This is a genomic window from Kitasatospora sp. NPDC023118, from assembly GCF_055560875.1.
Genome location: NZ_JBVHHW010000016.1, coordinates 22414 through 35181, shown reverse-complemented (window position 1 = coordinate 35181; position 12768 = coordinate 22414). Strand labels below are relative to the sequence as shown.

Genomic DNA, 12768 nt, shown 5'->3' with positions numbered 1-12768 from the left:
GGCGTTTCCTGGAGGGGCCGCCCGGCGCGCACCCCTCAGCGCGGACCCCTCAGCGCGGAACCCCTCAGCCGAGGATCAACTGCACCGGATTGCGCTCCAGCAGCAGCACCGCGACGTCGTCGGTCAGCGCGCCGCCGTTCAGCTCCTCCACCTCGGCGATCGCGCTGTCGACCAGCCGCCCCCGGGTCAGCCCGGCGGACTGGTGGTCGGCGATCAGGTCGGCCAGCCCGTCCTGGCCGAGGCGGCGCGACCCGGCCCCGACCCGGCCCTCGATCAGTCCGTCGGTGTAGAGCAACAGCCGCCAGCCGGGCCGGAGGTCGAGCTCGTGCGCGGGCCAGGCGGCCTGCCCGTCGTGGCAGGGCAGCAGTCCGAGCGCGGGCCCGGCGAGGTCGGCGGGCAGGGGGACGGGGGCGTGGTCGCGGCCGAGCAGCAATGGCGCCGGGTGTCCGGCGAGGTAGAGCCGGGCCCGCTCGCCGGTGCCGAGCGAGTCGAGGCCGGTGTCGGCGCCGCCGGGCTCGATGACCAGCATGCAGAGCGTCGCGAAGATCTCGTCGCTGCGCCGCTCGTGCTCCAGCACGTGCTGGAGGGTGGTGAGCAGGGCTTCGCCGGTGAGGCCGGCGAAGACCAGGGTGCGCCACGCTATCCGGAGCGCAACGCCGAGCGCGGCCTCGTCCGGGCCGTGGCCGCAGACGTCGCCGATCACGACGTGAACGGTGCCGTCGTCGGTGCGCACGGCGTCGTAGAAGTCGCCGCCGAGCAGGGCGCGGCGCCGCCCGGGGCGGTAGCGCCGGGTGAAGGAGAGCCCGGCGCCTTCCAGCAGCGGGGTGGGCAGCAGGTGGCGCTGGAGGCGGGCGTTCTCCTGGCCGCGCAGTTCGGCCTCGACCAGGCGGCGCTGGGACTCGTCGGCGCGTTTGCGTTCGACGGCGTAGCGCAGGGCGCGGGCCAGCAGCGGGCCGTCCGTGTCGTGCTTGAGCAGGAAGTCCTGGGCGCCGGCGGCGACGGCGGCCGCGCCGAGTTCGGCTCCGGCGGCGTCGGTGAGCACCACGACGGGGATGTGCGGGGCGCGCCGGAGCAGCTCGCGCAGGCCCTCCAGGCCGTCCGAGGCGTCGGACGGGTGGGGCAGGTCGGCCGGGGAGGCCAGGTCGAGCAGCACACAGCCGAATTCGGGGCCGCGGGTGCGCCCGCGCCGGGCGGCGGAGGCGGCCTGGGCCAGCAGTTGGGTGGCCTGGTCGAGGCCGCGGGCCCAGTGGATCTCGATCGAGGTGCCGCTGTCGGCGACCGCGGCCTTGATCAGCTGGGCGTCCGAGGCGTCGTCCTCGATGACCAGCAGCCGCAGCGGTGCGGCGCCGCCGTCGGCGGGCCCGTCACCCGGTGCCGGAACGTTTCCCACCTCGGCCAGGTGCGACGGGTGCCGCCCGCCGTGCGCGGTCCGGACCGGCTGTGACCGGGGGTGAGGCATCGGGGGAGCTGCCGTCGCCGGGCCGGTCGTTGCCGGGCGCTTACGGGCATGGCCGACGGGGGCGCCGTCATGGGCGCCCGGCAGGTCCGCGGCACCAGGTGCCCGCCCGTCTCCCGTTGCGGGCATCGGTGGTTCCTCCCTTTCCCCGACTGCGTAACGGCCGGCGTCCGTCCGCGGTGCCCGCCTGGCACCTCGCGTCGGGGAACTTCTCGCGACCATAACGTGATCTCCGGGGATTTCTTCGGCCGACCGGCGCCGTTGTGGTTATTGCCACGCCGGTGGCGGTGTGGTGATCAGACTCGGATGACGGCTCGGATCCCGTCCCGGCGGCTGCCGGGCGGGCCCGGGAAAGGGGGCAGATGATGGTGATGCGGATCACCCTGGTCGAGGGTGACATCACGGAACAGCGGGTGGACGCGGTGGTGAACGCCGCCAACTCGTCCTTGCTGGGCGGCGGCGGGGTGGACGGCGCGATCCACCGCAAGGGCGGACCGCAGATCCTGGAGGAGTGCCGTCGGCTGCGGGCCTCGCACTGGGGCAAGGGGCTGCCCACCGGGCGCGCGGTGGCGACCACGGCCGGACGGCTCCCGGCCCGGTGGGTGGTGCACACCGTCGGGCCGGTGTATCTGGCGGAGGAGTACGAGGAGCGGGCTGAGCTGCTGGCCTCCTGCTATCGCGAGTCGCTGCGCGTGGCGGCGGAGTTGGGGGCGGGCACGGTGGCCTTCCCGGCGGTGTCGGCCGGGATCTTCGGCTGGCCGCCGGTGGATGCGGCCCGGATCGCGCTCGGCACCGTCGCCCGGGTGCTGGACGGCGGTGACACGCGCGCGGGCGCGGGGCTGGCGGAGGTGCGGTTCGTGCTGTTCGGGTCGGAGATGTACGGGGTGTTCGAACGGGCCCTGGGGGAGCTGCTCGGCCAGGACGGCTGACGGCTGGGCGCGGTTGAGCGTGGCTGTGTACGGCTGGGCGTGGTGGGCGCCGAGCGGCGTGTGGTGTGGTCGCTCGGCGGCCTCCATCGTCGCCTGATGAGGCGTCAACACGCCAGAGATATTCGATAACTCGTTCGAGTGAATGCGGTGCGTCGCTCACCAGAACTGGGAGCAGGTCGCCCACCAGCCCTGAGGCACGTCGCCCGTCGGCCCTGAGGCGCGGGCCCCGGCTAGGGCGCGAGCGCCGTCCAGGGCACCGTGACCTCGCCCTGCCGCCACCGCCCGCGCGCGTCCACCAGCGGCCAGCTGCCCGCCAGCGCTGTGCACGCCGCCACCCAGCGCTGCCGCGCCCCGAACGCCCCGTACGGCGCGGCCGCCGCCCAGGCCCGGTCGAAGTCGGCCAGGAAGGCGTGCACCGGCCGCCCCGGCACGTTGTGGTGGATCAGCGCCTTCGGCAGCCGTTCGGCCAGGTCGGAGGGCTGCTCCAGGCCGCCCAGCCGGGCCGCGAAGGTCACCGTCCGGGGCCCCTCCGGGCCGAGCGCGACCCAGACGTGCCGCCGTCCGATCTCGTCGCAGGTGCCCTCGACCAGCAACCCGTCCGGGGCGAGCCGGGCGCACAGCCGCTCCCACACCCCGGCCACCGCCGACTCCTCGTACTGCCGCAGCACGTTGGCCGCCCGGATCAGCTGGGCCGGCGCGCCGCCGTCCAGCGGCACCTCGAAGCCGCCGCGCCGGAAGGTGAGCAGCGGCGCCTCGGCGTACGGCAGCGCGGCCGCGACCCGCTCCGGCTCGATCTCGATCCCGACCACCCGGACGTCCGGCCGCACCGTGCGCAGCCGCCCGGCCAGCTCCACGGCCGTCCAGGGCGCCGCGCCGTAGCCGAGGTCGACCGCCACCGGCGGCCGCTCGGCGGCGCGCAGCGTGCGGCCCAGGGTGTGCGCGATCCAGCGGTCCATCCGGCGCAGCCGGTTGGTGTTGGTGGTGCCCCGGGTGACGGTCCCCACCGGACGGCCGGCCCGCCCGCGGGCGGGCGCGGTGGGCGCGGGGTCGAAGGAGGCAGCCATGTCCAGAAGGGTAGTCGGCCCGTGCCATGACCTGGCCGGATGTCGGCCCGGCCGCGGGCGCTGGCCGGTCCCTGTCAGCTCACCGCCCGGACCGGGAATGCCGGACGACCGCCGTGTGGTTGGCACACTGGCGGTGATGTGTGCCCGGACGGGGCAGCGCACACCGGACATGCGGCGGCCCGTTCACGCGGACCGCCGAGACGGGCCGCACACGAGGAGGCTTCAGCCAGGTGATTCAGCACCCCGTCCGTTCGGTACGCCGTGCCCAGTCCGCCGCGCCCGCGCGCGGCCGGCTCCAGTCGCTCGTCCCGGGCCGCCGCCGTCCGCGCCGAATAGCCATGCTGAGCGTGCATACCTCGCCGCTGCACCAGCCCGGCACCGGGGACGCCGGCGGGATGAACGTCTACATCGTCGAGCTGGCCAAGCGCCTGGCCGAGCTCAACATCGAGGTCGAGGTGTTCACCCGGTCGATCTGCTCGGACGACGCGCCGACCGTCGAGCTGGCCCCGGGCGTGCTGGTGCGGCACGTCACCGCCGGGCCGTACGAGGGCCTGGTCAAGGAGGACCTGCCGGCCCAGCTGTGCGCCTTCACCCACGGGGTGCTGCGCACCGAGGCCGGCCACCGCCCCGGCCACTACGACCTGGTGCACTCGCACTACTGGCTCTCCGGGCAGGTCGGCTGGCTGGCCGCGCAGCGCTGGGGGGTGCCGCTGGTGCACACCATGCACACCATGGCGAAGGTGAAGAACGCCGCGCTGGCCGAGGGCGACACGCCCGAGCCCGCGGCCCGGGTGATCGGCGAGACCCAGGTGGTCGAGGCCGCCGACCGGCTGATCGCCAACACCACCGAGGAGGCCGCCGAGCTGGCGCTGCACTACGGCGCCCGGCCGGACCAGCTGGCAGTCGTCCACCCCGGGGTGAACCTGGACGTCTTCCGCCCCGGCGGCCCGTCGGCCGCGGCCGACGCCCGGGCCCGGCTGGGCCTGCCGCAGGACGCCGCCGTGCTGCTGTTCGCCGGCCGGATCCAGCCGCTGAAGGCGCCGGACGTGCTGCTGCGGGCGGTCGCCGCGCTGCTGGAGCGCCGTCCGGAGCTGCGCGAGCGCCTGGTGGTGCCGGTGGTCGGCGGCCCGTCCGGCACCGGACTGGCCCGGCCGGAGAGCCTGCACAAGCTGGCCGCCCAGCTGGGCATCGGCGATGTGGTGCGCTTCCACCCGCCGGTCGGCCAGGCGAGCCTCGCGGAGTGGTACCGCGCGGCGACGGCCCTGGTGATGCCCTCGTACAGCGAGTCCTTCGGGCTGGTCGCGCTGGAGGCGCAGGCCTGCGGCACCCCGGTGGTGGCGGCCGCGGTCGGTGGACTGCCGGTCGCGGTGCGGGACGGCGACTCCGGCTCCCTGGTGAACGGCCACGACCCGCTGCAGTGGGCCAGTGCGCTGGAGCCGTACGTGACCGACCGGGCGCTGGTGGCCCGGCGGGGCGCGGCGGCGGCCCGGCACGCGGGCGCCTTCGGCTGGGACACCGCCGCGGCGACCACCGCCGAGGTGTACGCCGGCAGCCTGGCCCGCCCGGCCGGCCGCCTGGCCGGGGCTCGCCGCCGCCCGGCCTGACACCGGGGCGCCCGGTGCGCGGGGGGCGGCTGCGCCCCGCGGGCCGCGCTCCACGGGCTGCGCTGCACGGGTACTGGCGAGTAACGTCACCCCCATGGCAATCCGCACCAAGGACGAGGCCCTGACCCTCCTGCGCACCGCCCTGGACGACGCCGGGGTGGCCTGGGAGCCGGCCGCCGCCGACCCGTACACGCTGGTGGCGACCCTCCCGGGCACCCGCAAGCTGTCCACCACCTGCGCCCTTCGGGTCGGCGACCACACCCTGTCGGTGAACGCCTTCGTGGTCCGCCGCCCGGACGAGAACCACGAGGCCGTCTACCGCTGGCTGCTGGAGCGCAACACCCGGATGTACGGCGTCGCGTACGCCGTCGACCAGCTCGGCGACGTCTACCTGGCCGGCCGCCTGCCGCTGGAGGCGCTCACCCCGCAGGCCGTGGACCGGCTGCTCGGGACGGTGCTGGAGAACGCCGACGAGCCCTTCAACACCCTGCTGGAGCTGGGCTTCGCCTCGGCGATCCGGCGCGAGTGGGAGTGGCGGACCAAGCGCGGGGAGTCCACCCGCAACCTGGCCGCCTTCGCCCACCTGGCCGCCCCGAAGGCCGACTGACCTCGGGCGCGTCCTGCGGATCCCTGCCGGGTCCTGATCCGACGAGATCCACGAGACGCGGGCCAGGCCCTCAGGCGCCCGTCGGAGCCTTCTCGGCCTCCGCCGCGGGCGCCGCCACCTCGGTCACGGCCTCGGTACGGCGCCCGGCCGCGCCCGTCCGGCGGGCCAGCGCCACGTACCCGAGCGCCGCGACCGTGCCGACCGCCCCGCAGGCCAGCCAGAGCGCCGCCGGCCCCGCGTACTGCAGCAGCAGCCCGCCGCCCGCCGGGCCGAGCAGCGAGGCGAGCGACCAGGACAGCGAGTAGACGCCCTGGTAGCGGCCACGCGCGTGGGTGGGCGCCAGCTCGGCGATCAGGCCCATCATCACCGGGGTGTGGAGGATCTCCCCGACGGTCCAGACGCCCACCGAGAGCGCGAACAGCCACGCCGAGGAGCCGGCCAGCGCGGCCAGCCCGAAGCCCCAGCCGGTGAGCAGGCAGCTGGCGATCAGCAGCCCGGTCCGCGAGCGGCCCTCCATCCACCGGGTGAGCGGGATCTGCAGCACCACGATCAGCAGCCCGTTCAGGCCGATGACCAGCCCGTACTCGGTGGACGTGATGCCCGAGGCGCCCATGTCCACGGCCAGCGTGGTGGAGCCCTGCTGGAAGAGCAGGGCGACCAGCAGGGTCAGCCCGACCAGCGCCATGAACGGGGCGTCCCGGAGCACCGTGAGCAGGCTGGTCTTCGGCTCGGCGGCGCCGGCCGCCTGCTCGGGCGAGGCCTGCGGCTTGGTCTCCGGGATCCGGATGAAGATCACCACCGCGCAGACCAGGGTGGTGAGCGCGTCCAGCAGGAAGAGCGTGAGGTAGCCGTGGGTGGCGATCAGACCGGCCGCGGCGGCCGAGAGGCCGAAGCCGATGTTGATCGCCCAGTAGTTCAGCGAGTACGCCCGGACCCGGTCCTCGGCCGGGACGAGGTCCGCGATGATGGCCGAGGTGGGCGGCCTGGTCGCGTTGTTGCACAGGCCCACCAGGAAGGCCACCGCGGCGATCGCCACCTGGCCGTCCACGAAGCCGAGCACGGCGGTAGACGCCGCGGTGCCGAGCTGGGCGGCGACCAGCGTCGGCCGGCGTCCGATCCGGTCGGTCAGCACGCCCGCGCCGACCGCCGAGATCGCCGAGCCGAGGCCGAACAGCGAGGCCACCAGGCCCGCGTAGGAGGGTGAGTACCCGCGCTCGGCGGTCAAGTAGAGCGCCAGGAACGTGACGACGAAGGATCCGAGGCGGTTCACCAGTGTGCTCACCCAGAGCCACCAGAACTGCCGTGGCAACCCGCCCACCGTCTCCCGTACCAGTCTTCGGATCCGGGGGTTGCTGACCAGGCTGACGAGCATGTGGGGGCTCCCGAGGGCAGGCGTCCGCTGAGCGGCGCGGGCAGGCCCGTCAGCCGACGCATGTAAGCGGCAGATGTGCGGCGCACACATTACCCACCGGACCAAGGTCCCCACCAGGGGTTTTCCGGCCCTCCACTAAGCTGGGGGCCATGGCTGACACGACGTACCGACTCATCCTGCTCCGTCACGGCGAGAGCCAGTGGAACCAGAAGAACCTGTTCACCGGTTGGGTCGACGTCGACCTCAACGAGAAGGGCGAGAAGGAGGCCGCCCGCGGCGGCGAGCTCCTGTCCGCCGAGGGCCTGCTCCCCGACGTGGTGCACACCTCGCTGCTGCGCCGCGCCATCCGCACCTCGCAGATCGCCCTGGACAAGGCCGACCGTCACTGGATCCCGGTCAGCCGCAGCTGGCGCCTGAACGAGCGGCACTACGGCGCGCTGCAGGGCAAGGACAAGGCCCAGACCCTGGCCGAGTTCGGCGAGGAGCAGTTCCAGCTGTGGCGCCGCTCCTACGACACCCCGCCGCCGGTCCTGGCCGACGACAACGAGTACTCGCAGGCCGGTGACGCCCGCTACGCCGAGATCCCGAGCGAGCTGCGTCCGCGCACCGAGTGCCTGAAGGACGTCGTCGAGCGGATGCTCCCGTACTGGTACGACGCCATCGTCCCGGACCTCGCCGCCGGCAAGACCGTCCTGGTCACCGCCCACGGCAACAGCCTGCGCGCGCTGGTCAAGCACCTCGACGGCATCTCCGACGCCGACATCGCGGGCCTGAACATCCCGACCGGCATCCCGCTGGTCTACGAGCTCGACGCCGACTTCAAGCCGGTCGTCGCCGGCGGCCGCTACCTCGACGCCGACGCCGCTGCCGCCGCCATCGAGGCGGTCAAGAACCAGGGCAAGAAGTAAGCCCGAAAGCTGATCGGCCCCGCTGCCCCGGCAAGCCGGGGAGCGGGGCCGATCAAGTTGATGGGCCTGGCGCCACAGCGCGGTATTGACCAAGCCGGGCTACGACGCGAGCCGGCCGGTCACCCTGACAGCCTGGACCGGACGCCCTTCCTGACCGTCCCGTACAACGGTCGGCAGGTGCCGAGCGCGCTCAGCCACACCGCGACCGCCCCGAGCGGGCGCACCGGCCACCAGGTGATCGTCGCGGTCCGGACGATCGCCGACACCGGGAACGCCTTCTACTCCTGCACCGACGTCCAGTTCTGAGATACGGGACAGGGCGGAACGGAAAGGATGAGGTGCACGGCCGCCCGGCGGCCGTGCACCTCATGGCTCCTCGGTGGCGGATGCCTCAGTGGCCGCCGCAGCAGCCGCCGTCCGCGCCGCCGCACTGGCAGGGCGCACCGGACTGGCAGCCGCAGCCGCAGCCCGGTCCGCAGCCGCAGCCGGCCGCGAGGACGGGCAGCAGCTTCGGGGCGGGTGGCTCGACGGTGTTGTGGGCGGGTGCCGGTCGGGTCGGGTTGGCCTTCATCGAGCGCTTCCCTCCTTGTGACGGGCGCACTCCTGTGCCCCCAACTATCGAGTGAAGCCGCCAATCGGAGGGAGCGTCAACAGGCGTGCAGTGGCAGGACGGACGGAAGACCGTGCGTCCACACCACCCTCGCCGCAGGTTTACCCACCCCCCGGGGGGGTGGGAGCCGGTCACTTCGCCCCGGGGGCCTCTGCCGCCTCGGTGGCGGCCACGAACTCGGCCACGTGCTCGCCCGTCACCAGGTACACCACGCGCTTGGCGACCGACACCGCGTGGTCCGCAAAGCGCTCGTAGTAGCGGCCGACCAGGGTGAGGTCGACGGCGGTCTCGATGCCGTGGTGCCAGCGCTCGTCGATCAGGTGGGACAGCAGCTCGCGGTGCAGGCTGTCGATGGCGTCGTCGTCCTGCTCCAGCTCCAGGGCCTTGTGGACGTCCTTGGTGGCGATCACCAGACCCGCCTTGGCGACCAGTCGCTGGGCGAGCTGGCCCATCTCCAGGACGGTGGAGTGCAGGTCGGAGGGCACGGCCGACTCCGGGTAGCGCATCCGCGCGACCTTGGCGACGTGCCGGGCGAGGTCCCCGCAGCGCTCCAGGTCGGCGCTCATCCGCAGCGAGGTGACCACGATGCGCAGGTCCGTGGCGACGGGCTGCTGCCGCGCGAGCAGATCGATGGCGCGGTTCTCCAGCTCGTGGTGGAGGTCGTTGACCTTCTCGTCGGCGGCGATGACGCTCTCCGCCAGCGCCAGGTCCGCGTCGAGGAGTGCGGTGGTGGCCCGGCCCATGGCCGAGCCCACCAGCCGGGCCATCTCGACCAGGCTGTCGCCGATCGAATCCAGTTCCTCGTGGTACGCGTCGCGCATGTTCTCTCCTCACTAGCTGTGTCGGTGGCGGTGCCGACCGGTCAGCCCGTCCGACCACCGTTCCGGCGTTCGGGCGACCGCTGCTGGTGGCGCGAATGGTACGCGCACACCTGAGACGACGGCCGCTGTTCGGCACGCCGTTCTCTCCCACACGGGCTGCATGGCCAACTCTGTGCCGTTCGGGCGACGGTGCACGGCCGGTGCGGTGAATCGGCAGCTACGTGAAGGTGAATTCTCGGCAACGCGTGGTCGATGCCTTGATCCAGCCCTTGGGGAGTGGCCTGGTCGTGCGCTTACGCTGGCCACATGGACGTGAACGTGGCCGCTGCCGCCGCCTGTGCCATAGCCGGGCTCGGCGTCGGCCTCACCGCCTCCATCGCCTTCCGCTGGAGCGAGCGCGAGCAGGCCAGGGGCAGGCACCTCAGCGGCAGGCACTACGGCCGGACCCAGGCACTGGGAACCGGCAACCCGGAACCCCCGCTGCCGCCGGGGGTCGACACCGTACTCTCCGTGCTCCGTTCCTGCGCGATCGTGCTGGGCGAGGGCGACGAGGTGGTCAAGGCCAGCTCGGCGGCGTACGCGATGGGCCTGGTGCGCGGCGGCGCGGTCGCGGTGGACCAGATGCTCGCGCTGGCCCGCGCCACCCGCCGGGACGGCGAGATCCGGCAGGTCGAGCTGGAGGTGCCCCGCCCCGGCGCGGCCCGCGCGGTCGAGCCGCTCGCGGTGTCCGTCCGGGTCGCCCCGCTGGGCTCCCGGCTGGTGCTGGTGCTGGTCGAGGACCAGACCGAGCGCCGCCGGGTGGAGGCCGTCCGCCGGGACTTCGTGGCCAACGTCAGCCATGAGCTCAAGACCCCGGTCGGCGCCCTGTCGCTCCTCTCCGAGGCGGTCGCCGACGCGGCCGACGACCCGGAGGCGGTGCAGCGCTTCGCCGGCCGGATGCAGGTCGAGGCGACCCGCCTGGCCAGCCTGGTGCAGGAGATCATCGACCTCTCCCGGGTCCAGGACGACCGGCTGATGGTCGACCCGGAGCCGGTCGCGGTGGACGAGCTGATCGCCGAGGCGATCGACCGCTGCCGCCAGCAGGCCGCCGCCAAACAGATCCTGATCGCGGCCGGCGGCATCGCCGGGCTCTACCTGCACGGCAACCGCGGCCAGCTCGCCGCCGCGCTCGGCAACCTGGTGGAGAACGCCGTCAACTACAGCCCGCCCCGCACCCGGGTGGCGATCGCCACCCGCCGGATCTCCAGCGCCGCGGCGCTCGGCGAGGCGGACGGCGAGCTGATCGAGATATCGGTGACCGACCAGGGCATCGGCATCTCCGAGAAGGACCGCGAGCGGGTCTTCGAACGCTTCTACCGGGTCGACCCGGCCCGCTCCCGGCAGACCGGCGGCACCGGCCTCGGCCTGTCCATCGTCAAGCACGTCGCCGCATCGCACGGCGGCACCGTCTCGGTGTGGAGCGTCGAGGGCCAGGGTTCGACCTTCACCATCCGCCTGCCCGCCGGACAGGTGCCCGTCGCCGACGACCTCGACGACGACCTGCTCGACGACGCGCTCGGAGACGACCTGGACGACGAGGCGATCGCCGACGCCCCCGACGCCGCCGACGACTTCGACGACGAGCCCGGCGGCCACACCGCCGGGCCCGCCGCCGCACCCCGAACCCTCACCACGGACCGTTCGCACGGCACGGCCCGTTCGCTCCCCGCCGGGGAGCGGGAAGAACCCCTGACAACCGCAACCAAGCTTGCCCCGGAGGCCCGATCGTGACCCGAGTACTGGTGGTCGAGGACGAGGAGTCGTTCAGCGACGCCCTCTCGTACATGCTCCGCAAGGAGGGCTTCGAGGTGGCCGTCGCCGCCACCGGCCCCGACGCCCTGGAGCAGTTCGAACGCAACGGCGCGGACCTCGTCCTGCTCGACCTGATGCTGCCGGGCCTGCCGGGCACCGAGGTCTGCCGCCAGCTCCGGGTGCGCTCCAACGTCCCGGTGATCATGGTGACCGCCAAGGACAGCGAGATCGACAAGGTCGTCGGGCTGGAGATAGGCGCTGACGACTACGTCACGAAGCCGTACTCCACCCGTGAGCTGGTCGCCCGGATCCGCGCGGTGCTGCGCCGCCGCGGCGAGGACGGCGGCGCGGGCGAGAACGGCGGCGGCCCGGGCGCCCTGGAGGCGGGCCCGGTCCGGATGGACGTGGACCGGCACGTGGTGACCGTGGACGGCGCCAAGGTCGACCTGCCGCTCAAGGAGTTCGACCTGCTGGAGATGCTGCTGCGCAACGCGGGCCGGGTGCTCACCCGCATGCAGCTGATCGACCGGGTCTGGGGCGCGGACTACGTCGGCGACACCAAGACCCTGGACGTCCACGTGAAGCGCCTGCGGGCCAAGATCGAGCCCGACCCGGGCGCGCCGCGCTACCTGGTCACCGTCCGCGGCCTGGGCTACAAGTTCGAGCCGTAAGCCGTAGACCGCGGCAACGCCCGTACGCGGAAGGCCCCCTGGAAACCGCCACCAGCCGGAGGGGGCCTTCCGCGTAGCGGGCCTCCCGTGGGCCCGGGAAGGGCTCGCGGGAGGCGGTGTACCGCGTCAGTGGGCGGCCGGAGCGGTCGCCGACGAGGTGGCACCGGCGACCGGCGTGGTCGGAGCGCCCGGGGTGGTGGCGCCGGCCGACGGGGTGCCGGTGGCGCCCGGGGTGGCGCTCTTGGTGGGCACGGCCGCCGGGGTCGGGCCGAAGCCCTTGTACAGGCCGCGGCCGTTCTCGCCCGAGTCCGGGCTCACGCCGGCCTGGGCGTCGACCTTCTGGCCGTCCTTGAAGGTGAAGGTGGTGGGGGCGAAGCCGCCGACGTGCACGGAGGCCGCGGCGAGGGAGGCGGACGGGTTGCCCTGGCCGCCGATCAACACCGAGCCGCCGGCCGGGACGACGATGCTGGACAGCGGGGCGCCCGCGGCGTCCGCGAAGGTGGCGCTGTTGGTGCCGACGGTGATCGACTGCAGCTCGGCCGGGGTGTCGGCCGTGTTGGAGATGTTGACGACCACGTTGGCAGGGCCCGTGTAGTCACCCGAGGTACCCACCCCGGTGACGACCACGATGTCGTTCAGCCGGAGGTTCGTCCCGATGGTCGCTGCCGCGTTGTCGGGCTTGATCTGCAGCGTGTCCGGCGTGTTGCCGGCGGCGCAGGACGACAGCGAGGCGATGGCGATGGCGGCGATGGCGGCGATGCTGCCGCGTCGAAGGCTGCGGCTCACGGCGGCGGCTTCTCCCTAGGTCACGTGTCGACAGGTCAGGTCTCAGATTATCGACCTCACTTATGCGCTCCTCACGGGGTGGTCCCCGTGTCGCACTCCCGGGGTCTCCCCGGGGCCGACCGGGCGTACGAGTGCCATGACCGAGTCAC

12 protein-coding genes and 1 pseudogene are annotated in these 12768 nt (G+C 73.7%); 7 read left to right on the top strand and 6 right to left on the bottom strand.

What is annotated here, in order from left to right; all coding sequences use genetic code 11:
* Positions 1 to 64: 64 nt before the first annotated feature.
* Positions 65 to 1459, bottom strand: coding sequence for a PP2C family protein-serine/threonine phosphatase (locus ACZ3UD_RS21595; protein WP_465589897.1), 1395 nt, complete (start codon positions 1457 to 1459; stop codon positions 65 to 67).
* 359 nt (positions 1460 to 1818) lie between these two features.
* Between ACZ3UD_RS21595 and ACZ3UD_RS21590 the strand changes: the two genes are divergently transcribed.
* Complete coding sequence (locus tag ACZ3UD_RS21590; RefSeq protein WP_465589894.1) at positions 1819 to 2385, top strand: O-acetyl-ADP-ribose deacetylase; 567 nt, start codon at positions 1819 to 1821, stop codon at positions 2383 to 2385.
* A gap of 230 nt (positions 2386 to 2615) precedes the next feature.
* On the opposite strand, the gene ACZ3UD_RS21585 is transcribed toward ACZ3UD_RS21590, so the two are convergent.
* Entirely contained in the window at positions 2616 to 3449 is an 834-nt protein-coding gene (locus ACZ3UD_RS21585; protein WP_465589891.1) for a methyltransferase domain-containing protein, read from the bottom strand.
* Between the two features lie 230 nt (positions 3450 to 3679).
* Here ACZ3UD_RS21585 and mshA point away from each other — a divergent pair, with 230 nt between their 5' ends.
* On the top strand, positions 3680 to 5053 hold the full coding sequence (mshA, locus tag ACZ3UD_RS21580; protein ID WP_465589889.1) for a D-inositol-3-phosphate glycosyltransferase: 1374 nt from the start codon (positions 3680 to 3682) through the stop codon (positions 5051 to 5053).
* 94 nt (positions 5054 to 5147) lie between these two features.
* Entirely contained in the window at positions 5148 to 5660 is a 513-nt protein-coding gene (locus tag ACZ3UD_RS21575) for a type III secretion system chaperone family protein (protein WP_465589885.1), read from the top strand.
* A gap of 70 nt (positions 5661 to 5730) precedes the next feature.
* Here ACZ3UD_RS21575 and ACZ3UD_RS21570 read toward each other — a convergent pair whose 3' ends face one another.
* Positions 5731 to 7032 carry an MDR family MFS transporter gene (locus ACZ3UD_RS21570; protein WP_465589882.1) on the bottom strand — a complete coding sequence of 434 codons (1302 nt, stop codon included), beginning with the start codon at positions 7030 to 7032 and terminating at the stop codon, positions 5731 to 5733.
* 149 nt (positions 7033 to 7181) lie between these two features.
* Here ACZ3UD_RS21570 and ACZ3UD_RS21565 point away from each other — a divergent pair, with 149 nt between their 5' ends.
* Both ACZ3UD_RS21565 and ACZ3UD_RS21560 read left to right on the top strand, forming a co-directional pair.
* Entirely contained in the window at positions 7182 to 7940 is a 759-nt protein-coding gene (locus ACZ3UD_RS21565; protein ID WP_387631476.1) for a phosphoglyceromutase, read from the top strand.
* Positions 7941 to 8069: 129 nt separating this feature from the next.
* Positions 8070 to 8246, top strand: a pseudogene (locus ACZ3UD_RS21560) (lytic polysaccharide monooxygenase); the annotation flags it as partial.
* Between the two features lie 85 nt (positions 8247 to 8331).
* Here ACZ3UD_RS21560 and ACZ3UD_RS21555 read toward each other — a convergent pair.
* Positions 8332 to 8511 (bottom strand): hypothetical protein, encoded by a 180-nt coding sequence (locus ACZ3UD_RS21555; RefSeq protein ID WP_380608515.1) that lies wholly within the window; start codon positions 8509 to 8511, stop codon positions 8332 to 8334.
* Between the two features lie 170 nt (positions 8512 to 8681).
* Complete coding sequence (gene phoU / locus ACZ3UD_RS21550; protein ID WP_465589878.1) at positions 8682 to 9371, bottom strand: phosphate signaling complex protein PhoU; 690 nt, start codon at positions 9369 to 9371, stop codon at positions 8682 to 8684.
* 306 nt (positions 9372 to 9677) lie between these two features.
* Between phoU and ACZ3UD_RS21545 the strand changes: the two genes are divergently transcribed.
* Positions 9678 to 11141: a sensor histidine kinase gene (locus ACZ3UD_RS21545; protein WP_465589875.1), complete on the top strand. Its 1464-nt coding sequence runs from the start codon at positions 9678 to 9680 to the stop codon at positions 11139 to 11141.
* Positions 11138 to 11833 (top strand): two-component system response regulator PhoP, encoded by a 696-nt coding sequence (phoP, locus tag ACZ3UD_RS21540; RefSeq protein ID WP_030061050.1) that lies wholly within the window; start codon positions 11138 to 11140, stop codon positions 11831 to 11833. The genes ACZ3UD_RS21545 and phoP overlap by 4 nt, the downstream gene beginning before the upstream one ends.
* A 126-nt stretch (positions 11834 to 11959) precedes the next feature.
* On the opposite strand, the gene ACZ3UD_RS21535 is transcribed toward phoP, so the two are convergent.
* Positions 11960 to 12619, bottom strand: a complete 660-nt coding sequence (locus tag ACZ3UD_RS21535) for a DUF461 domain-containing protein (protein WP_465589872.1) — start codon at positions 12617 to 12619, stop codon at positions 11960 to 11962.
* Positions 12620 to 12768 lie beyond the last annotated feature (149 nt).